Below are 18705 nucleotides of genomic sequence, written 5' to 3' on the forward strand. Positions count from 1 at the left end.
CGAAGCGCGCCCCGTCTAAAGGTGAGAAAAGGAAATATCCAATTCGTCTCGCTGAGGTGCGCACCCACTGGCCACGACTGTGTGATAAACAAAACTCGGCACCTGCCCCGGTACGTCATCGAGCACATCGACACGTTGCATACCGACCTTTTCCAACACGCCTATCGAGGCGGCGTGGGCAGGCCTGACCAGCGCAAAAACCTCAGGCACCCTCAGCTCTTCGAATCCATATTCAAGCGCCGCCCTGCTCAACTCAGTCGCGTAGCCCTGGCCCCAGGCGGTCACGGCAAATCGATAACCGAGGTTCAGCAGCTCGACCTCGCCAAACGCTCGCAAACCAACTCCGCCAAAACCAATGACATCATCCGGGTCAGTGCGGCTAGCGACGGTCCACAGCCCGTAGCCGTGGACGGACCAATGGCGAATCCAGTCATCCAGCAGCGTTTGAGCCTGGTCAATATGGATCAAAGGCCCGGCCGGGTTGTATCGGTTCGTCGCAAGGTCGCCGTAGATCGCGAACAGGCTGGCCAGGTCTTCAGTTCGGAGAGGCCTTGAAAGCAATCGCGAGGTGGTTCGTTGCATTGCTTTACTTATCCTTGGCAGATGTCGGGAAGCCCTACTGCGGCTGAAAGGTCTGCAGATACGCCAACAGGTTTTCAATCTTCTCCGGATCGCTGAGCCCCCAGAAAATCATCCGGGTACCGGGTACTACTTCCTTTGGATCTTCGAGGTACGCGATCAGGGTCTCGCGGGTCCAGACAATGCCGGCCGATTTCATGGCGTCGGAGTATTGATAATCCGTCGTGCTACCTGACGGGCGTCCAAAAATGCCATTGAGTTGCGGCCCGAACGAACCCCGCGCCGACTCCCCCACTTGATGGCAGCCGCCGCATATCCGTTTGAACAGTGTCGCGCCGGCTTCAGCATCGCCGGCCGCCTGGACTTGCGCGCCGAACATCCCCGCAATAAGCACCATGAGGGCTGCGGCTTTATTCATGTCCTGCTCCAAATCATTTGTGGCCAAGCGCACGTAAATCAGCTCGCACCCGGTTGAACCTACTTCCAATAAGCCGCCGGCAGACGGGTGGAATAACGACCCCGCTATCCGCTGACAGCGGCAAGCGCAGACTCTATCCTGTGCAACCCTGCGATTCCACCGGAGATGCCCTGTGCCACCCTTGACCGCCCGCGAGGTTTACCAGCAGTTGCGCGACGCCGCGCTGGAACTCCGGCCGCTATCGCGCCTCGCCAGACAACCCGAGCCCGGCCACGTGCACGTCGATATCGAAGGCTGGCGCCTGAGCCTCGGTGTCGACGGCGCCCGTCTGCTGCATTGCCAACGTTGCCTGGCCCCGGACGGCCGCGAGGGTGAACTCGACCGCTGGCAACGTTACGGCACCGACCCGGTCAGTTTGCTCAGCACCTGGGAGTTAGCGCAGATCGAGCGCTTGCTGTGCCTTCAGCGCCAGCCTTAGAGATCAACGATCACCGTCCCGGCAATGCTCTCGGCGAATTCGACTCCGAACAGCGTGACGCCGCTCAGCGCTTGCGCCGTTTGAGCGTCGGCCGTGAAGGTGCGATAAGGCACGCTCAGCTGCCGGGCAAGCGCAGCCACCCTTGTCGCGTCACGTCCAGCGACTTCGAAGTCCAGCCCGGCGGCCTTCGCCTGTGCCGCGACCATTCGGCCGGTGTACCCGGTTGCGCCATAAATCAGAAGTTTGCTCATTGTCGGTGCTGCCAGTTTTTATAGACGAATTCGAGGCTGTAGCCATCCGGGTCCAGGACGTTAGCCGCGTAATAATTCGGGTCGTAATGCAACCGTGCGCCGGGAGCGCCGTTATCGGTAGCGCCTGCTTTCATCGCAGCGGCATAGGCCGCATCGACCTCGCCCCTGCTGTTCGCAACGAACCCGACATGCGCAGCCCGCCCCTCCACCACCCCTTCACGCAGCCAGAAAAACACCCGGCCTTGCGCACCGAAACCCTTGAGATCCGGGTGGCCCGGCGGGCCATCCTTGCCGTCGAAATCGAGCGAGTGAGTGATGCCGAGCGGTGTGAGCGCCGCGGTATAGAAATTGACGGAGCGTTGGGTGTCGCTGACTGAGATAAACACATGATCAAGCATGGAATGCGCCTCGCTGGTTCAGATGATGTAACCGCCGGAAACCTCAATGGATTGCGCGTTGATCCAGGCACTTTCTTCGGACAGCAACGTGGCGATCACTCGACCGACGTCGTCCGGTTCGCCGATGCGACCGAGCGCCGTTTGCGAGGCCAGCAGCGTCTCGAATTCTTCGCTCAAGCCGCCGCCCAGTTCGGTGCGAATGGCGCCGGGCGAGACGGCATTGGCACGGATGCGTCGCTCACCAAACTCCTTGGCCATGTAGCGAGTCAGTACTTCCAGTCCGCCCTTGAAAGCGGCATAAGGCGCCACGCCTGGCGTGACCACCCGTGTCGTCGCGCTGGTCAGGTTGACGATGCTTGCGCCCTCCTCCATCAGCGGCAGCAAGGCCTGGGTCAGGAAGAACGGGCCCTTGAGGTGAACGTTCATGAGGTCGTCGAACTGCGCCTCGGTGACCGTCTCAAGCGGATTGAACAGGCCGTGGCCGGCATTGTTGACCAGACCACCCAAGGTGGTGGTTTGCCAGTTCGATTGCAGCGCCTCTCGTACCGCATCGACGAACACGCCGAAGCGCCCGGCATGGCTGACATCCAGTTCAAGGGCGACGGCATGACCACCTTCGGACTTGATGCGCTGAACCACCGAATCCGCCGCTTGCACGTTGCTCTTGTAGGTCAGGATGACGCCCATTCCACGCCGGGCACAGTGCACTGCGGCGCTGGCACCAATGCCTCGACTGCCGCCGGTAATGACGATAACGCTCATGGCTTGCTCCACTGTCAATCAGATGAGCAACCACGGTAACCATAGACCCTCGGGCGAGCGCAGCCGTTACTACTCCAATCCTGCCTGTTTCTGCTTTTCGCTTGCGCCGTGCGTCCCCCTGCGGTCAGATGTCTCCCCATGGAAAACCAACTGCATGAACTCAGAACCCTTGCCGCCAGGGCCGAAAACAGGCGTACAGAGACGGGCATTCCGCGCGTGGCCATGGTCCAGGGTGCGATTCCCGAACATCAGTTGGCCGCTGTCTACGAGCCGATGATCAACCTGATCCTGCAAGGCAGTAAGACCATCACTGTCGGTGATCGCACACTGAGGTATGACCCGGCGACCTATTTCGTGATTTCGATTGAACTGCCGGCGGTCGGCAGTGTGCACCCGGCCACGTCCGGCGAGCCGTACCTCGCCGTCGCCTTGACGCTGGACCCTGCCGTACTGGCAACGTTACTGACAGACCTGCCAAAACCTGTCGCACCGTCAGAACAGGAGGCCGGCTTCTCAGTGGCCGCGGTCACACCCGAGCTGATGGACGCCTGGGTGCGCATGCTGCGATTGATGGACCGGCCGGCGGACATCGCGGCCCTGAGCCCGGTGTACGAGCGGGAGATTCTCTATCGGGTTTTGCAAGGACCGCACGGCTGGATGCTGCGCGAGATTGCCGCGCCCGATACGGCCATGGCCCGTGTCAGCCTCGCGATCCAGTGGATTCGCCGCGCCTTCGCCGAGCCGCTGCGGGTCGAGGACATGGCCCGCACGGCGTCGATGAGCGTGTCAGCGTTCCACCGCCATTTCAAAGCCGTCACCACGCTCAGCCCCTTGCAGTATCAAAAACGCGTGCGGCTGCTTCAGGCGCGGACTTTGTTGGTGGCGAACGCTAAAAGCGTCACCAGCGCCGCGTTCGATGTCGGCTATGAAAGCGCTACCCAATTCAGCCGGGACTACGCCCGCGTTTTCGGTTTGCCTCCGGCCCGGGATGCCGCGCGGATTCTCGCGCAACTGCGCGGACGTGCCGACTGAGGACGCTTCGGTCCGACTGACTCTGTTTCTTGTCATCGCGTTGGCGAATGCGTGTACCGATCGATGCCATGAAAGCGCCGCCACTGGCCCCCACCCGACCATTGCGCATACCATGCTGCGACTTCAAACCGTCAGGTGTCTTCCATGATCAAAGCCAGCTTGCGAAGCCACCTGACACTCTGGTTTGCCGGTCTGTCGTTGCTCACGCTGATGAGTGTGGGTTTCTACGTGGGCCACATCGCCACCGAGCAAATGAAGCAGGCCAGCGGCAATGCGTTGTTGAGTACGGCAAGGTCGGCGGCCGAGCTATTGGGCGCACAACTGCATGAGCGTCAGCTCGAAGTGTCTCTGCTCAGTCGAGCGCCGTTATTCAAGCACGGCGACCTGGGCGATCCGGATATCTTGTCGTCGATGGAGCTGCGTTCGCAATCCCGTGCCGAGTACGCCTGGATGGGCGTGGCTGACGCCAACGGGCGTGTACGGCAAGCCGTGAACGGTCTTCTGGTCAATCAATCGGTGAAGGAGCGCCCCTGGTTCCAGGCCGGGTTGCGCGGTGCTTATACCGGCGATCCTCATGAGGCGGTCCTGCTGGCCAAACTGCTGCCCGGAACCGCCAGTGGCGAGCCTTTGCGCTTCATCGATTTCGCCGCGCCGATCCGCAATGCCGAGGGCCAGGTGATCGGTGTGCTGGGCGCCCATGCCCATTGGAGCTGGGCGACGCGGATTGTCGACGCGGCCGTGCTGCGCAAGGACATGACGCCCGAGGTGGAGGCGCTGATCGTCGACCACGACGGCAAAGTGCTCTATCCGGAAGCGCTCATGGGGCAACGTGTGGCGAACATGCCGGTCGCCCGGGAAAACCATTCCGACAACGCCGGCTGGTCAGTCGGCGACGGTTACCTGACCAGCGTGGTCGCGGTCCCCACGCCCTCGAGCACGGACCTGACGTGGTACATCGCGGTCCGCCAGCCACTGGATATCGCGCTTCAACCCGCACGTATCCTGTTTTACAAATTGCTGGTGTTGGGGGTCATTGCCGCCATCGTGTTTGCTCTGGTGGCGTACTACCTGGCGCTGTACCTCAGCCGCCCGATCGAACAGCTGGCAAAGTCAGCCAAACGGGTACAAAACCAACAACCGGGTGTGACGTTTCCGCGGGACCATTCGGTGCGAGAAATTGCCCAGCTGGGCCAATCCCTCCAGGGCATGACGGAGTCCTTGCTCGGCAAGGAGCGCGAGTTGCAGGAAGCCAATGCGTCGCTGGAAGCCACGGTCGCGCAACGCACCGCCGCCCTCACCCAGGCCAACGCCGATCTGTTGAAACTGGCCACCCACGACGCACTGACCGGCGTGTACAACCGGCGCCGATTCGACGAGAAACTGAATGAGTGCAACCTGCTGTTTCAACGAACCGGACGGCCCTTTGCGTTGCTGTTCATCGACGCCGACCACTTCAAGCAAATCAATGACACCCACGGCCACGCGATCGGCGATGAGGTGCTGCACCAACTCGCCCGGCTGATCCAGGACAACACCCGCGCCACTGACTTCGTGGCCCGTTACGGTGGCGAGGAGTTTGCGGTGCTGTTACCGGAAGTCGAGGAACCCGAGAGCCCCGAGGTCGTTGCCGAGAAGATTCGCGCCGCGATTGCCGCAGCCATTTTTGCTACGGTCGGGCACGTCACGGTCAGCATCGGCATTGGCCTGGCCGAGATATCGGACAGCAATACCACCGCGCTGATCAAACGCGCCGATCAACAGCTCTATCAGGCGAAGTGGTCGGGAAGGAATCGGGTGGCTCCGCAGGCTCGCGTGACGGAACGCCACTGACCTCCAGCTTCCACTGATGAAAACCCGGTTAAACCGCAAGGCTATTCACTTAAGAACATCTTCAGCTGAGAGACAACCTGTGGCGAGGGGACTTATCCCCTCGCCACAATTGCGCATCCGCAATCAAGACCGGGTATTGGGCTTACTGAACGTTTTTCAGCTTGACCACATCACCGGAGATCTTGGTGGTGTAGCCGGTCAGGACCCACGCCCAGAACCAGTTTTCCTGCACCTGGGTGTTGATCATCGCGTCACCGCCCTTGGCTTTGATCGCCGCGTTCTGAGCGCGAACAAAACGGTTGTTCTGCTGGATCGGGATCACGCCGAACAGCAGCAGGCCCGTGGCGCTCGCTTCACTGTGGCCCAGGACGGTGTATTGACTGCTTTCATAATGCTGGGTGTTCATCGGCGTGCCGGTGCAACCCGCCAGAACCAGACCGAACAGGGCTACTGCGACAACTTTACTAACGTACTTCACTGAAAAAGCTCCATGAGATATTGCCCGGGATCCATCTCTCGGGCGGCGCACACTCTAACGGATGAGGTGGCCAATTGGTATCAGCTAAAGCAGGTGATTGGCCGCCCCTTGGTTGGCGGCGGCTTTTGTTCGAGAGAGTGAAACGTCGCGCCTCAGCTCTGAGTTATCGCAGCCGGTGAATGCGCAGATGAAACAGGCTCGTCGTCCAGCTTGATAACATTGCCAGCATCGGCCCCAACCGCCGCCATGGGGATTGAAATGGCATAGCCGTAGAGATTGACTCACTGATCGGCATCAGTTCTTTGCTCATTTCACCGGTTTGGCACGCGCGGCAGCTCGCGAGAAGTTGAGCGCGACGGCAGCGTTAATCAACGCCTTCAACGCTTCCTCATCAATCTCATCGCCTTCATGCACATCAATCGCCCGTCGGGTATTGCCTTCAAGACTGGCATTGAAAAGTCCCGAAGGATCCTCCAGCGAAGCGCCCTTGGCGAAGGTCATCTTCACGGCGTTCTTGTACGTCTCGCCGGTGCAGATGATGCCCGCGTGTGACCACACCGGAACGCCCCGCCATTTCCATTCCTCGACCACATCGGGGTCGGCGTGCTGGATGATCGTTCGAATCCTGGCGAGCGTTTCGCCCCGCCAGTCACTCAGCTCTTTGATTCTCGCGTCTATCAGCGCAGAGGCGCCTTCGTCCTCTGCGTTCTTTGAGCCGATGGGTTCCTTGTTCATGAGATAACCGCCTCCTTCAGGATGGATTCGCCCGGTTCATGATAGATGGCGTTCACCCGCCTTTGAGGCGCGCTGACTGACGGCTTGCGTCCCTGACCGGTAATGACTGCAGTCAGTCATCAGAATCCAGTCAATGCCTGGCCATCAACCCATGTAACACCCCGACCCTTAAACCCGCTTCCGAAGGCGTCATTTGCGACAGGCCAAAAACCTTGAACGCGGCCAGCATGACCACCAGTCCGCCAGGCAAGCTATTCAGGCGATGGGGTTGCAAACCCGCCAGCCTGAGTTGATTGACCTGCCCCGCTTCAAGCAGGCGCAACGACAGGCGCAGCAGGCCGCCGTAGGTGATTCCGCCTTGGTCATCATCGTTCAAGCCGTTGGCCTTGAGGACTTTGGCGAGCATCCGCGCGGTGCCTGAAGAGCCGATGGCCTGCTGCCAACCCAGCGCCCGGTAACGATGTGCGACCTTTTCAAACTGCACCGTAGCGACGCGCTCGGCTTCCAGCAGGCCCTGAGCCGTAATGCAGCCTCCGTGAAAATAACGCATGCCAAAAGTGCTGCTGCCAATGGCAATGCTTTCGGTCAACAGGGGCTGTGCGCCCTGCCCCAGAATCAACTCGGTGGAGCCGCCGCCAATGTCCACCACGAGCCGCATACTCGCGGCACTCGGTGTCGTGTGGGCAACCCCGGCATACACCAGCCGGGCTTCTTCATGCCCGGAGATCACGTCAATCCGAAACCCCAGGTGACGCTCGGCGCTGGTCAAAAACAACTGGGCATTGTCGGCTTCGCGCACCGCGCTGGTCGCCACGGCCCGCACCCGTCCGGCCTCGAAGCCGCGCAGCTTTTTGCCGAATCGCGCGAGCGCCTGCCACCCTCGATCCAACGCCAACTCATCCAGCGCGCCGCCCTGGAATCCTTCCGCCAAACGGACGGGCTCGCGCAGGGTTTTGACTTCCTGGATCACAATCTGCTGGTTGCGTCTGACCGACTGGCCAATCATCAGGCGAAACGCATTGGAGCCCAGGTCAATGGCCGCAAACAGAGAGGCGTTCCCTTTCATGGTGGGGATTCCTGGCAGATTCATCAGCCCGCGGGCGGGTGCGCTGGGTATTGAAGATGGTTTGTGATGATCCTGCCATGCCTTAGGTGACACCAAGATGACACCGCCCCCCCCTGCGTCGCTGTGTATCACAGTGTGTACGGCTACCCTCTTGATACATGCGTTTTCACCGGGCCTGCGTTTCGACACAGGCCAGATACGTCGCCGCGTTCAAATGTTTTCAAGGTTTCAAGGGGCTCAGCCAGAACCCCTGGCCAACGCCTTGCAACGGAGACATCACCATGAAGATGGCAATGCAGAACAAAACCGGCATGACTCGTCGCCACCTGGTCAGCTCGTCGATCCTGGCATTCGCCCTGTTCGGCGCGCTCGGTGCGGCCCACGCACAAACGAGCGCCACCGTGCAGCCGGCGGCGGTCAAGGCCGACGCCGCTCAGGCCACACCCTCCCCGTTCGGCCCGCTGAAGCACATCAAGGCAGGGCTGCTGAACGTGGCCTACGCCGAAACAGGCCCGGCTGATGGTCCGGTGGTGATCCTTCTGCACGGCTGGCCGTATGACATTCACAGCTATGACGAAGTCGCCCCGCTGCTTGCAGCGAAGGGCTATCGCGTGCTGATGCCGTATGCGCGTGGTTATGGCGATACGCATTTCCTGTCCGATAAAACCCTTCGCAACGGCCAACCGGCCGCATTGGCCAGTGACGTCATTGATTTCATGGATGCGCTGAAGATCAAACAAGCGGTGCTCGGTGGCTATGACTGGGGCGCGCGTTCCGCCGGCATCGTCTCGGCGCTGTGGCCAGAGCGGGTCAAGGCGCTGGTTTCGGTCAGCGGCTATCTGATCGGTAATCAGGCGGCCGGCAAGAACCCGCTGCCACCCAAGGCCGAATTGCAGTGGTGGTACCAGTTTTACTTCGCCACCGACCGTGGTCGTGCCGGGTACGAGAAAAACACTCATGATTTTGCCAAGCTGATCTGGCAACTGGCCTCGCCAAAATGGGCGTTCGATGACGCCACGTTTGACCGCAGCGCCAAGGCCCTGGACAACCCCGACCACGTCGAGATCACCGTCTTCAATTACCGCTGGCGCCTGGGCATGGTCCAGGGCGAGCCTCAATACGAGGCGCTCGAACAGAAACTGGCCACGGCGCCCTCCATCAGCGTGCCGACCATCACCCTTGAAGGCGATGCCAACGGTGCGCCGCACCCAGCCCCCGAGGATTACGCCAAGCGCTTCACCGGCAAATACGAGTTCCGGCTGATCAGCGGCGGCATCGGTCACAACTTGCCGCAGGAAGATCCACAGGCGTTCGCCAAGGCGGTGATTGATGCTGATCACCTTTGAGGCCGATCTGAAATAGTCCTTTCACAACGACGGCTCGTTTGATCAACGAGCCGTTTTATGTTGGAAAAAATTCCGCCGACCCCGTTCTGAACATCATTCCAGCAAAGACACCAGACGCGGCTCCAGGGACGTTTCGAACACATCCAGCAGCGCCAGCGTCACCGGCAGCTTGAAACGCCGCCGCCCCGCACTGCCGGGATTGAGGTAAAGCCGGTCGCCACGCCACTCTATCCGTGGCTTGTGCGAATGACCGGTGATCACCAGCTTGATGGCTGAGTCGAGCGCGGCCGGGACATCGGCGACGTCATGCACCAGCAGCGTTTCCCATCCGTCGAGATCAAAACGAAGAAGGTCAGGAAGTTTTTCTGCCCACGGGGCGTCCAGGTCATTATTCCCGCGGACAACGTACAGCGCGGCGATAGCCTTGAGTTGATCGAGAATGTCGGCGTTGCCGATGTCGCCCGCGTGAATGATCCGCTCACAACCCGCCAGGGCAGCCAGGGCTTCGGCACGGAGCAAGCCGTGAGTATCGGAAATCACACCAACTTTCATGCGCCGCTCCAGATCAGGTTCAAGGATGAGTGACAGCTCCGTCCCGCAACGTCCGCCTGACCTCAGCCTGTATGGCATAAGCCGGCGCCTCCACCGCATTGAAATCTTGTGTATACCGCTGGGCAAATCCTTCTACCCCCCATTCCTGAAACTGCTGCACATGCTTGAGCTCGTGAGCCCAGAGCACGATGTTCTGCTCTGCGCTTTCAGCATCCCGGAAGAGGATGATGTCGATCAGCGTCACGGCACCGACATCGGGGTTTTGCAGCATGGCAGTGGCGGCGTTGAACTGGCCGCTATCGCTGACTTTGTAGCGCGCGGCATCGAGGACGACGGGATCGTACCAGCGCAGCAATTGCTCCCGGATGTGCGGTGGAATGGGTTGCAGGCCGGTGACGGCGGCGTCGGCGCGGGCCTGGGTCAGCCACAGCGCCAAGGCTGGCGCGGCGATCTGGTAAAGGTCATCCGTCAGTCCCATATCTGGCAGGCAGATGCAGCCGTCCAGGCACACTTGCTTCTCGCCAGCCGGGCAGGCGCCGGTCTGGGCTGGCACTTCAAGCGTCAGGCAAAGAACAACAAGCGCCACCAGGCGCGTGATGATGGACGGCATTGGACGCTCCAGGGACGGATGCGGCGCTAACAGTGAATCGGCGTGTCGGCAAAACATCGCTGGACACGACAGACCACTGTTTCCTGCAACTCACTCGCTCTCAGAGGAAGTGGTGGGGTCGAGAGTGGATTCAGCCGCGAGCTTCAATCGATCAGCCTTGCTGATGTATTTAGACTTGCTTGCCGGTGCCAGTTTGGCACTGGCTTTTTTGGCATGCGCCTTTAATAGCTGCTTGATTTTTTTTTGACGATTCATGGTTTTCCACTCGGTGTGTCAGCGCCCGAATGATATCAGCTTAAATGGCCGGACCCGATCCCCGGGGGGCGCGCAGGGTGCACAACGCGGGCAATTGACGACAAATCGCAGGCGCTGGCAGAACCGCCCGCCACCGAACGCCTGCCACCGCCGCAATCAGTCCAAGGCTGCGAAAAGCACTACCCCAGGGAATAGGCGGGGAAATCCGTATAACCGACCTCGCCGCGGCGGGTGTAATACGCTGATCGGTCCGCTTCGGCTAACGGCCAGCCGTGCTTGAGACGCTCTGCAAGGTCCGGGTTGGCGATAAAGGGTCTGCCGAAGGCAATTAAGTCCACCAACCCGGTGTCGAGCGCAGCCTGCGCGCTGTTGCGATCAGTGAACCCGCCACACCAGATGATTGCGCCAGGGAACGCGGCCCGAACCTTGGCCAGCAGAGCGTGGTCGAGGTGGTTCGATTTGAACTCGGCCAACTCCATGTTTTCCTCAGGCATCAGCTCGTAGACCAGGTGCAGATAGGCGACGCCGAGACGACCCAGACGCTCAGCCACGTACAGCAAGGTTTCCTCGGTCAGCGGGTCCGCCGGAATACCGTTGAACTTGCCAAACGGCGACAGGCGCACACCCACACGCCCCGGCCCCCACTCACGCACCGCCGCTTCAACGACTTCCAGCAGGAACCGTGTACGGTTTTCCAAGCTGCCGCCTCCATATGAATCGGTGCGCGTATTGAGCACCGAGTTCATGAACTGCTCGACCAGATAGCCATTGGCACCATGGATTTCGACACCGTCAAACCCGGCCTCCCGGGCGTGGATGCACTCTTGTGTAAACGTGTCGACCAATGCCATCACCTCCTCTGACGTCAGGCGCCGAGGCTGGCCCGCCGGGATGTGGTCCAACTTGCCATCCGGGCCGTGAGCGAACACTTGCGACTCAGCCCTTTCGTCGGTCACGCCCCAAGGCGCCTCGCCGTTCGGCATGAGCGATGGATGGGCCATCCGGCCGACGTGCCACAGTTGCAGAAATATCGTGCCGCCGTTGCGGTGAACCTGATCGGTCACCAGGCTCCAGCCTTGCCGTTGGGCTGGCGTGTAGATACCGGGTGTCATGGCGTAGCCATTGCTGGAAGGCGCAACGTCCGTTGCCTCGGCGACGATCAGGCCGGCACTGGCTCGCTGCCCGTAATAGGTGGCCATCAATTCATTGGGGACGTCACCCTCGGACGTCCGCGTGCGCGTCATGGGCGCCATGACGATACGGTTTTTCAGTCTGAGGGTGCCGCCAACCAACTGAGATTCAAACAGGTCTATCATTGGGCTTCCTTCGGGTCGGATCTGATCGGAAGGAAAGCGTACTGTTCCTAAATCGGGCCTATCTACCCACCGTTTAGTCAGTGGTACCCAATGAAGACAATCAATAGACTGCCGGGCTTGCCGATCGAGCGCACGCTGGCTGTGCTCTCCGGGCGCTGGAAGGGAGTCATCCTTCATGTGCTGCTGGACGGACCGCAACGCACCTGTGATCTGGAGAAGCGCATCGTCGGCGTTTCACAGAAGGTGTTGATCGAGCAACTGCGAGCGCTTGAGGAACACGGGATGGTGAGCCGGCAACCCAGCGCCCGGGATCGTCAGGGGGTCGAATACCTGCTCACCCCGCTGGGCGAAAGCCTGCGGCCCATCCTCGAATTGTTGATCGAATGGGGCGTCCATCACGCGATGGAACTCGACGAGGCCGATCGGCTGTTGCCCTGCGAGGCAGTTGTTCGAGATCGCATTATCCGATCAGAGAATGAGAATGCCTGACTGGGTGCCCGACATCGCGTCGTGCTGATACGCATTGGGCCAGGTTAGCGCTGGCCCGGTAAAAGTTGTGCCCCCCGGAGTGTGGCCGCCGGTCAGCTTGACGACCACGCCCGGTGCCACCTCATATTCGTCTTCGAACGTCTTCAGCTGGTTGTGGAAGGCATCCATGAACTGCTGGGCCGTGGACCGCAAAACGTCGGGCACCGGCGTCGGCATGGTGGTTTGGGTGAAGTCGGGAGTCGCCCAGAAATCGACCTCGGTCGCCGAAACGTGAATTCGCACATCAGGACGCAACCGGTTCTTCACCTTATCGACGAGCAGCCCGCCAATATGGTCCATGTGCATGTGGGTGATCACCACGTCGGTCACCGACGCCAGGTCGATGCCGGCCGACTCCAGACGCTTGGGGAACTGCCCGGCCCGCGGAAAGCCGGGGAACTGCCCACCCAGCCCAGCGTCGACCAGGATGGCTCTACGAAGTCACACGCACTAAGCCACCTTTTCGCCGCCTCGCCGTTTACCCACGCTGAACCTCGCGCCCGCCCGAAGCGCATGGCGGAGTTTCAGCGCCGGCCGTTCGATGCTGTAGTACGAAACGCAACTCAACCCGAACGACAGGATCAGAACGGCGGCAACGATGTGCGCGTCGTAGGCAACCGGCCAGAAAGCACGCAGGAAGTACATCACCACAAAGTGATTCAAAAACACGCCATAGCTGATGTCCCCGAGGAATTCGTCAACCCGGTGAAACTTGAGTTTCGTCAGCACGTACACGGCCGGGATGCCTAAGGCGATGCCCGCCGTCACCTCCGCGTTAAACGGCCGACGCTCAATCAGTCCCGCTTCGATGGCCGCAAACATCAAGGCAGCCACCACGGCAGTGCCGGCAGCGATCGCTAAACCCTTCGCCTGCGGTTTGTACAGGTAGCTGCCGCACAGGAACATGAACAAGACGCCCGGCAACAGGCGATAGCCGTACACATCGGTGTTGAGGAAACCAAGACACGCAGTCATAAATACGGCGACAGACAAGACAAACGCAACGCCCCTCGCCTTGTAGATCAACAGGAATGGAATCACCAGGTAGAAACACATCTCCAGCCCCAGAGACCAGGCCGGCGGCAGAATCAGCGGCCCGGCGAGCCCGAACATGTAGAAGCCGAGGGGCACCATCGTGAGGCTCGCCGCGATGTTCCCGAGCGTCAGCTCGGCGGCTTGAGGCGTGCCGGGCAGCAGGCAATAAATCACGGCGCACGATGCCAGGAAGTAGAACAGGAATTGAGGGTAAAGCCTCAAGGCCCTGTCCATGTAGAACAGCCCGATTTTCTGCGGCGCCTTGTAATTGCGCTCAATGAGCGAGGTCATTACAAAGCCGCTGATGATCAGAAAGGAAATCACGGCAACCACGCCAGGGTTAAGCCCCGCGAACGTTTTGCCCATATGAGAAACGGCCACAAGAATAGCCAACAGCAAACGATAAGCGCCCACTTACACTCCTGACGTCCTTGTATTTATGGCGCGTAAACTACGATGCTTTGCGTCCTGAGAACAGGATTATTTCGTGCTGCGGGAACCTGTTTACATTCGTGTGAGATCGACCAGGCAATCCGTGCCGTATGGCGATTCGAATTGGTCCTGACAAAAAAAAGCCCCGCGACCGAAAGGCGGTGCGGGGCAAAAAATTGGTTGGTTGCGGCCAACCAAAGGAGCGCTTGAAAAACGTTTACGGGCCGGGGTCAGATGCAATCCTGGGCGGCGCGTCCGAAACTCGACGGCAGGAAGTTCGAGGCCAGCAAGTGCCGCTCGTAGATGAACACCTTGCCGCCACTGCCGGACTTGTAGGCTTCCAGCACGTTGTCCGCAGAGACTTTGCTCGGCACCACGATCCGGTAGCTGCGCTGGGTCTGCGAGACGGTCGGGCTCAACGCACTGCCCTGCAATTTCGGTACGACGCAGTCGGCGTATTGCGCAGGTGTCTTACTGGTCTGCAGGGTCAGCGTCGGGTCGTTCGGTGCAGAAGCGCAACCGGCGAGCAATAAAGAGGCAAACGCCATGGCAGGCACAAATAAAGGGCGCATGGATGTCATCCTGAAAATAAAAAGTCCGGTTCATCGCGTGACGGGTCAGCGTCACGGGCTGTGTTCGATGGGGGCGATTTTCCGGTGATTACTGACAAAGCAGAACTTGTCTTTCGTGATTGTCACTATTACCTCACGCAATAGTTGCGCGCCGTGCAGACTCGTACACACTCAATCACAACCGAAATACATTGATGAGGCCTCTCCTTGAGAACGTTTGACCTGATCCGCGACGCCGTCCTGCCCGAGTTCCGTGACCGGGTGGCCGAGTACTTGATCCAGTACGAAACTGTACTGCTGTGCGAAAACCCGCCCGACCGGGAGTTAACCCGTGCCACCGCCAACCAGCTGCGTGGTTATTTGCGCGGGCTGAACACCACGCGGGTGTTGGGCATGGCTGATTGGGAGGAGCTGGATCGGCGGGTGGTGGATACATGGCTAGCGCCCGACCAATGACAGCGGGTCCAGACTCCGGTCTCGGTCGATGAGACGGTTCACCCGTTGGTGGATCATCTAGTGGGGTAATCGCGCTACGCCCTGCTGGGTATGTCCAACAGGATCATGGTGGCGAAAATCAAGGCGAACCGGGTTTTAATCGGGACTGAAGCAATAGGCCGCCAGTTTGTTGCCGTCCAGATCACGGGCATAGGCAGCGTAGGCATTCACAGGTACCGCCAGCGGCCAAAGCGGCTGCATGGAATGCGTCGATGGCGGCACGGGGCGGCGCTTCGAAACTGATGGTCACTCCATTACCGACGCTGGCAGGTGCGTCGTTCGCCGATATCAGAACAAAGAAGGACGGTGCCCTCTCGCCCCATATGCACCACTGGCTTGATGAAAGCGTTAACGGCGTAAAAACCGGTCTTTTTTTGCCCCATCCAAAGGGCTTTAAGAGCTTGCTGAGCGGTTTTAACTGTTCGTGGAAACGTCACGGACTTGATCAGTTTGCGAAACGTCAGCACGGTCTCCTGGCGTCGATGTAGAAAACCAAATCTGACGTTTTTACACACTCTCGGCCAGAAGCTGCCGGTCAAAAGTACAGAAAACAAATCTGTCCCTTTCTTCTTTCTGGCCGGTTGCCTGACCGGATTGCGGGTTACGCGGGATGGTCACGTTGTGGCTGAAGGCCTTCTGGACGCAATTCGACGCAGAGTCCTTCGCAGCCGCCAATTGCCAGCAGGTCTGTTCGATCAGTGAGACACATTCGCTCCATGGCGGAGCAGGCCTGCCTGGAATCAAGCCCGGACGTACTGCTCAGTACCTGAACCACACAGTCCGTGTTGGATCGCCCGCGCTTGCGTGGCGCCGATCCGGGTCAATTTTCATATTGAGCATCATCTGATGGCGTCAGCGCCCTATTTCCGCTTGCCTAAATTGCATGCACTTTAGCGCCAGCGCGGCATCGTGCCGCAACCACCCACCTACTTGCAGGTGCTCAAGCGTGTGAGCATGCGAGCTCACAACGTCTGATTGATAAACCGGGGGGATTCAGGGATTTAACGGGCTATAAAAGTAGACGTTCAAGAACGCACAGCGACGTTATTGAGCTATACCCAATAGTCCCCCCACCGCACTACTTCCAATATTGGAGGTTGGCAATGAAATTCCGTCTCCCCCTGTCAGTGCTATTGACTACCGCAAGTCTCTTCGGCTGCACCAGCTCCTCACACCAATCAATGAATCTTCCGTTGGCAGCGACCCATAAAAACCCTGGTCATACCGCCACGACTACATTGACTGGCGAAGGCAATCAAACCAACTTTGACTTCTACATTACCGGCGTTCCAAACGGGACCATCCTGCCGCCGCGCATCTACACCTTCATCAACAAAGGCAGTTGCCAGCAACCCGGGCCAGTCGCGTACGCAATGAACGATAAGGTCAACACCGAACCCAATGCAGGCACCGGTGGATGGACCTTTTACAGAAGCGCGCCCATTACAATGCCAGACCTGCTTTCCGGCAAGTACGCCGTTGTCGTGCGTACTTCACCCGAGGATGGCAGCGCCGATATTTTCTGCGGCGATATTGCACACGCGACTCGATGAACCGTCGGTAGTCATTTTTAAGTCGAGTCGCGCTTTGTGGCGATTGTGTTTACCGCGTTCATGGTTGGTATCTATTCAGTTTGTAATCCTGGCGTTACATACACCAACAAAACACGGCTATCGCCCCGTTGATTTGAAAAAACCGCACTAGACTCCTTCCTGCGCCTTAACCCGTGCATGGTCATGCCACAGGGGGAAATGATTCTGTACGCAGTACCTAGGCTAATTACTCGGTGGTCAATGCACCATGGGTCAATGTTGATGTGCACCATCACCGGTTGCCAGCACCATGAAACAACGAGGAATCCTGGTATGGAACAGCTATCGGATCGTTTCAAACTATCAATAGTGTTTGCTGCGCTTTTGTCACTGAACGGACTTGCCCATGCGGCTCAGACGGAAAAGACCAATATTCTGTTTATCGTCTCCGACGATACCGGCTATGGCGACCTGGGCCCTTACGGCGGTGGGGTCGGTCGAGGCATGCCGACGCCTAGCATCGATGAGCTGGCGGCGGAAGGGGTCACTTTTTACTCTTTTTATGCCCAGCCAAGCTGCACACCGGGTCGGGCAGCCATGCAAACCGGGCGTATTCCTAATCGTAGCGGCATGACCACCGTGGCCTTCCAGGGCCAGGGCGGTGGCCTGCCAGCAGCCGAGTGGACGCTGGCATCGGTGCTGAAAACCGGTGGCTACGACACCTATTTCACCGGCAAATGGCATTTGGGCGAAGCCGATTATGCGCTACCCAATGCGCAAGGTTATGACGTGATGAAATACGTCGGCCTGTATCACCTCAACGCTTACACCTACGCCGATCCGACCTGGTTCCCGGACATGGACCCGGAAACCCGCGCCATGTTCCAACAGGTGACCAAGGGCGCATTGTCCGGCAAGGCCGGGGAAAAACCGATCGAAGAATTCAAGGTCAACGGCCAGTACGTGGACACGCCTGTCGTGGATGGAAAACCCGGCGTGGTCGGCATTCCGTTCTTTGACAACTATGTCGAAAAAGCTGCCCTGGAGTTTCTCGACACGGCAGCCAAATCGGACAAGCCGTTTTTCATCAACGTCAATTTCATGAAAGTGCACCAGCCGAACATGCCTGCACCGGAGTTCGTGCATAAATCCATGTCTAAGTCCAAGTACGCCGACTCGGTGGTCGAACTCGATACCCACATCGGCCGCATTTTGGACAAGCTCAAGGCACTGGGCCTGGATAAGAACACGCTTGTGGTTTACACCACTGACAACGGTGCCTGGCAGGATGTTTATCCGGACGCCGGCTACACCCCGTTCCGCGGGACCAAGGGCACAGTGCGTGAGGGCGGTAACCGGGTACCAGCCATTGCCGTCTGGCCAGACAAGATCAAGCCCGACACAAAAAACCACGAGCTGCTCGGTGGCCTGGACTTGATGGCGACCTTCGCCTCTGTCGCTGGCGTGAAGCTGCCGGAAAAAGATCGCGAAGGTCAGCCAATCATCTTCGACAGTTACGACATGACCCCTGTACTCACCGGCAGTGGCCCTTCTCCGCGCAAGGAGTGGTTCTACTTCACCGAGAACGAACTGTCCCCGGGTGCGGCGCGTGTCGGAAACTACAAGGCCGTATTCAACCTGCGCGGCGATGATGGCGCGCAAACTGGCGGCCTGGCGGTGGACACTAACCTGGGATGGAAAGGCGCAGAAAAATATGTAGCTACCGTGCCGCAGGTCTTTGACTTGTGGCAAGACCCGCAAGAGCGCTATGACCTGTTCATGAACAACTTTACTGAGCGTACCTGGACGATGGTGCCGATCACAGGCGCGATCATGAAGCTAATGAAAACCTACGTCGATTACCCACCACGCAAACTGCAAAGCATGGGTTATGACGGGCCGATCGAGCTGTCGCAATACCAGAAATTCCAATCCGTGCGTGACACCTTGAAAAAGGAAGGCATCAACCTGCCGATGCCAGCAGGTAACTGATCAGACAGGAGAA

At 59.2% G+C, this 18705-nt stretch carries 23 protein-coding genes and 2 pseudogenes; 9 read left to right on the top strand and 16 right to left on the bottom strand.

Annotated elements, in window-relative coordinates:
• Positions 1-15 precede the first annotated feature (15 nt).
• Positions 16-582, bottom strand: a complete 567-nt coding sequence (locus BLU63_RS30990; protein WP_083377100.1) for a GNAT family N-acetyltransferase — start codon at positions 580-582, stop codon at positions 16-18.
• Between the two features lie 34 nt (positions 583-616).
• A complete protein-coding gene (locus tag BLU63_RS30995) occupies positions 617-997 on the bottom strand; it encodes a c-type cytochrome (RefSeq protein ID WP_010459129.1) in 381 nt (126 codons plus the stop codon).
• Positions 998-1169: 172 nt separating this feature from the next.
• On the opposite strand from BLU63_RS30995, the gene BLU63_RS31000 reads away from it, so the two are divergent.
• A complete protein-coding gene (locus BLU63_RS31000; protein ID WP_083377101.1) occupies positions 1170-1475 on the top strand; it encodes a DUF7693 family protein in 306 nt (101 codons plus the stop codon).
• On the opposite strand, the gene BLU63_RS31005 is transcribed toward BLU63_RS31000, so the two are convergent.
• The 3 genes from BLU63_RS31005 to BLU63_RS31015 are packed head-to-tail and all read right to left on the bottom strand — an operon-like array spanning position 1472 to position 2886.
• Positions 1472-1726, bottom strand: coding sequence for a hypothetical protein (locus BLU63_RS31005; protein ID WP_083377102.1), 255 nt, complete (start codon positions 1724-1726; stop codon positions 1472-1474). The genes BLU63_RS31000 and BLU63_RS31005 overlap by 4 nt on opposite strands.
• Positions 1723-2124 (bottom strand): VOC family protein, encoded by a 402-nt coding sequence (locus tag BLU63_RS31010; protein ID WP_083377103.1) that lies wholly within the window; start codon positions 2122-2124, stop codon positions 1723-1725. Before BLU63_RS31010 ends, BLU63_RS31005 begins: the two co-directional genes overlap by 4 nt.
• An 18-nt stretch (positions 2125-2142) precedes the next feature.
• Positions 2143-2886, bottom strand: coding sequence for an SDR family NAD(P)-dependent oxidoreductase (locus tag BLU63_RS31015; protein WP_083377104.1), 744 nt, complete (start codon positions 2884-2886; stop codon positions 2143-2145).
• Positions 2887-3024: 138 nt separating this feature from the next.
• On the opposite strand from BLU63_RS31015, the gene BLU63_RS31020 reads away from it, so the two are divergent.
• Positions 3025-3918, top strand: coding sequence for an AraC family transcriptional regulator (locus tag BLU63_RS31020; protein WP_083377105.1), 894 nt, complete (start codon positions 3025-3027; stop codon positions 3916-3918).
• Positions 3919-4062: 144 nt separating this feature from the next.
• Positions 4063-5748: a sensor domain-containing diguanylate cyclase gene (locus tag BLU63_RS31025; protein ID WP_083377106.1), complete on the top strand. Its 1686-nt coding sequence runs from the start codon at positions 4063-4065 to the stop codon at positions 5746-5748.
• A gap of 142 nt (positions 5749-5890) precedes the next feature.
• Here BLU63_RS31025 and BLU63_RS31030 read toward each other — a convergent pair whose 3' ends face one another.
• From BLU63_RS31030 to BLU63_RS31040, 3 genes are all read right to left on the bottom strand, one after another.
• The gene (locus BLU63_RS31030) at positions 5891-6226 is read right to left on the bottom strand and encodes a hypothetical protein (protein WP_010459119.1); all 336 of its coding nucleotides are present in this window, start codon (positions 6224-6226) and stop codon (positions 5891-5893) included.
• Between the two features lie 306 nt (positions 6227-6532).
• A complete protein-coding gene (locus BLU63_RS31035; protein WP_077750088.1) occupies positions 6533-6961 on the bottom strand; it encodes a DUF1801 domain-containing protein in 429 nt (142 codons plus the stop codon).
• Between the two features lie 130 nt (positions 6962-7091).
• Positions 7092-8027 (bottom strand): Ppx/GppA family phosphatase, encoded by a 936-nt coding sequence (locus BLU63_RS31040; RefSeq protein WP_083377107.1) that lies wholly within the window; start codon positions 8025-8027, stop codon positions 7092-7094.
• 281 nt (positions 8028-8308) lie between these two features.
• On the opposite strand from BLU63_RS31040, the gene BLU63_RS31045 reads away from it, so the two are divergent.
• A complete protein-coding gene (locus BLU63_RS31045) occupies positions 8309-9373 on the top strand; it encodes an alpha/beta fold hydrolase (protein WP_077750086.1) in 1065 nt (354 codons plus the stop codon).
• A gap of 93 nt (positions 9374-9466) precedes the next feature.
• On the opposite strand, the gene BLU63_RS31050 is transcribed toward BLU63_RS31045, so the two are convergent.
• The 4 genes from BLU63_RS31050 to BLU63_RS31065 form a co-directional block, all read right to left on the bottom strand.
• Positions 9467-9925 carry a metallophosphoesterase family protein gene (locus tag BLU63_RS31050; protein WP_077750085.1) on the bottom strand — a complete coding sequence of 153 codons (459 nt, stop codon included), beginning with the start codon at positions 9923-9925 and terminating at the stop codon, positions 9467-9469.
• Positions 9926-9944: 19 nt separating this feature from the next.
• A complete protein-coding gene (locus BLU63_RS31055) occupies positions 9945-10535 on the bottom strand; it encodes an eCIS core domain-containing protein (protein ID WP_083377108.1) in 591 nt (196 codons plus the stop codon).
• A gap of 90 nt (positions 10536-10625) precedes the next feature.
• Positions 10626-10790 (bottom strand): DUF2986 domain-containing protein, encoded by a 165-nt coding sequence (locus tag BLU63_RS31060; RefSeq protein ID WP_010459110.1) that lies wholly within the window; start codon positions 10788-10790, stop codon positions 10626-10628.
• A gap of 179 nt (positions 10791-10969) precedes the next feature.
• A complete protein-coding gene (locus BLU63_RS31065; protein ID WP_010459109.1) occupies positions 10970-12106 on the bottom strand; it encodes an alkene reductase in 1137 nt (378 codons plus the stop codon).
• A gap of 117 nt (positions 12107-12223) precedes the next feature.
• Between BLU63_RS31065 and BLU63_RS31070 the strand changes: the two genes are divergently transcribed.
• The gene (locus BLU63_RS31070) at positions 12224-12595 is read left to right on the top strand and encodes a winged helix-turn-helix transcriptional regulator (protein WP_231990927.1); all 372 of its coding nucleotides are present in this window, start codon (positions 12224-12226) and stop codon (positions 12593-12595) included.
• Positions 12596-12613: 18 nt separating this feature from the next.
• Here the strand turns inward: BLU63_RS31070 and BLU63_RS31075 are convergent.
• From BLU63_RS31075 to BLU63_RS31085, 3 genes and pseudogenes are all read right to left on the bottom strand, one after another.
• Positions 12614-13069, bottom strand: a pseudogene (locus tag BLU63_RS31075) (MBL fold metallo-hydrolase); the annotation flags it as partial.
• A 15-nt stretch (positions 13070-13084) separates the two neighbouring features.
• On the bottom strand, positions 13085-14083 hold the full coding sequence (locus BLU63_RS31080; protein WP_010459106.1) for an acyltransferase family protein: 999 nt from the start codon (positions 14081-14083) through the stop codon (positions 13085-13087).
• 248 nt (positions 14084-14331) lie between these two features.
• Complete coding sequence (locus BLU63_RS31085) at positions 14332-14673, bottom strand: YajG family lipoprotein (RefSeq protein ID WP_010459105.1); 342 nt, start codon at positions 14671-14673, stop codon at positions 14332-14334.
• Between the two features lie 207 nt (positions 14674-14880).
• Here BLU63_RS31085 and BLU63_RS31090 point away from each other — a divergent pair, with 207 nt between their 5' ends.
• Positions 14881-15129 (top strand): hypothetical protein, encoded by a 249-nt coding sequence (locus tag BLU63_RS31090; RefSeq protein WP_010459104.1) that lies wholly within the window; start codon positions 14881-14883, stop codon positions 15127-15129.
• A gap of 135 nt (positions 15130-15264) precedes the next feature.
• Here the strand turns inward: BLU63_RS31090 and BLU63_RS31095 are convergent.
• Positions 15265-15493, bottom strand: a pseudogene (locus tag BLU63_RS31095) (VOC family protein); the annotation flags it as partial.
• On the opposite strand from BLU63_RS31095, the gene BLU63_RS32950 reads away from it, so the two are divergent.
• The 3 genes from BLU63_RS32950 to BLU63_RS31110 all read left to right on the top strand — a co-directional run bounded on the left by BLU63_RS32950 (position 15381) and on the right by BLU63_RS31110 (position 18692).
• Positions 15381-15656 (top strand): hypothetical protein, encoded by a 276-nt coding sequence (locus BLU63_RS32950; RefSeq protein ID WP_144443435.1) that lies wholly within the window; start codon positions 15381-15383, stop codon positions 15654-15656. The pseudogene BLU63_RS31095 and the gene BLU63_RS32950 sit on opposite strands and share 113 nt — an antisense overlap.
• A gap of 615 nt (positions 15657-16271) precedes the next feature.
• Positions 16272-16721, top strand: coding sequence for a hypothetical protein (locus tag BLU63_RS31105; RefSeq protein WP_077750077.1), 450 nt, complete (start codon positions 16272-16274; stop codon positions 16719-16721).
• Positions 16722-17033: 312 nt separating this feature from the next.
• A complete protein-coding gene (locus BLU63_RS31110; protein WP_083377110.1) occupies positions 17034-18692 on the top strand; it encodes an arylsulfatase in 1659 nt (552 codons plus the stop codon).
• Positions 18693-18705: the final 13 nt, after the last annotated feature.

It is taken from the genome of Pseudomonas mandelii, from assembly GCF_900106065.1.
Classification (GTDB): Bacteria; Pseudomonadota; Gammaproteobacteria; order Pseudomonadales; family Pseudomonadaceae; genus Aquipseudomonas; species Aquipseudomonas mandelii.

Excerpts from the sequence above, each read along its gene's own strand:
- BLU63_RS31025 (WP_083377106.1), top strand. The coding sequence starts at position 4,063 with ATGATCAAAGCCAGCTTGCGAAGCCACCTGACACTCTGGTTTGCCGGT.
- BLU63_RS31050 (WP_077750085.1), bottom strand. The coding sequence starts at position 9,925 with ATGAAAGTTGGTGTGATTTCCGATACTCACGGCTTGCTCCGTGCCGAA.
- BLU63_RS31015 (WP_083377104.1), bottom strand. The coding sequence starts at position 2,886 with ATGAGCGTTATCGTCATTACCGGCGGCAGTCGAGGCATTGGTGCCAGC.
- BLU63_RS31105 (WP_077750077.1), top strand. The coding sequence starts at position 16,272 with ATGAAATTCCGTCTCCCCCTGTCAGTGCTATTGACTACCGCAAGTCTC.
- BLU63_RS31005 (WP_083377102.1), bottom strand. The coding sequence starts at position 1,726 with ATGAGCAAACTTCTGATTTATGGCGCAACCGGGTACACCGGCCGAATG.
- BLU63_RS31060 (WP_010459110.1), bottom strand. The coding sequence starts at position 10,790 with ATGAATCGTCAAAAAAAAATCAAGCAGCTATTAAAGGCGCATGCCAAA.
- BLU63_RS31045 (WP_077750086.1), top strand. The coding sequence starts at position 8,309 with ATGAAGATGGCAATGCAGAACAAAACCGGCATGACTCGTCGCCACCTG.
- BLU63_RS30995 (WP_010459129.1), bottom strand. The coding sequence starts at position 997 with ATGAATAAAGCCGCAGCCCTCATGGTGCTTATTGCGGGGATGTTCGGC.
- BLU63_RS31110 (WP_083377110.1), top strand. The coding sequence starts at position 17,034 with ATGGAACAGCTATCGGATCGTTTCAAACTATCAATAGTGTTTGCTGCG.
- BLU63_RS31085 (WP_010459105.1), bottom strand. The coding sequence starts at position 14,673 with ATGCGCCCTTTATTTGTGCCTGCCATGGCGTTTGCCTCTTTATTGCTC.
- BLU63_RS31065 (WP_010459109.1), bottom strand. The coding sequence starts at position 12,106 with ATGATAGACCTGTTTGAATCTCAGTTGGTTGGCGGCACCCTCAGACTG.
- BLU63_RS31035 (WP_077750088.1), bottom strand. The coding sequence starts at position 6,961 with ATGAACAAGGAACCCATCGGCTCAAAGAACGCAGAGGACGAAGGCGCC.
- BLU63_RS31040 (WP_083377107.1), bottom strand. The coding sequence starts at position 8,027 with ATGAAAGGGAACGCCTCTCTGTTTGCGGCCATTGACCTGGGCTCCAAT.
- BLU63_RS31020 (WP_083377105.1), top strand. The coding sequence starts at position 3,025 with ATGGAAAACCAACTGCATGAACTCAGAACCCTTGCCGCCAGGGCCGAA.
- BLU63_RS31010 (WP_083377103.1), bottom strand. The coding sequence starts at position 2,124 with ATGCTTGATCATGTGTTTATCTCAGTCAGCGACACCCAACGCTCCGTC.
- BLU63_RS31055 (WP_083377108.1), bottom strand. The coding sequence starts at position 10,535 with ATGCCGTCCATCATCACGCGCCTGGTGGCGCTTGTTGTTCTTTGCCTG.
- BLU63_RS32950 (WP_144443435.1), top strand. The coding sequence starts at position 15,381 with ATGGCGGCACGGGGCGGCGCTTCGAAACTGATGGTCACTCCATTACCG.
- BLU63_RS30990 (WP_083377100.1), bottom strand. The coding sequence starts at position 582 with ATGCAACGAACCACCTCGCGATTGCTTTCAAGGCCTCTCCGAACTGAA.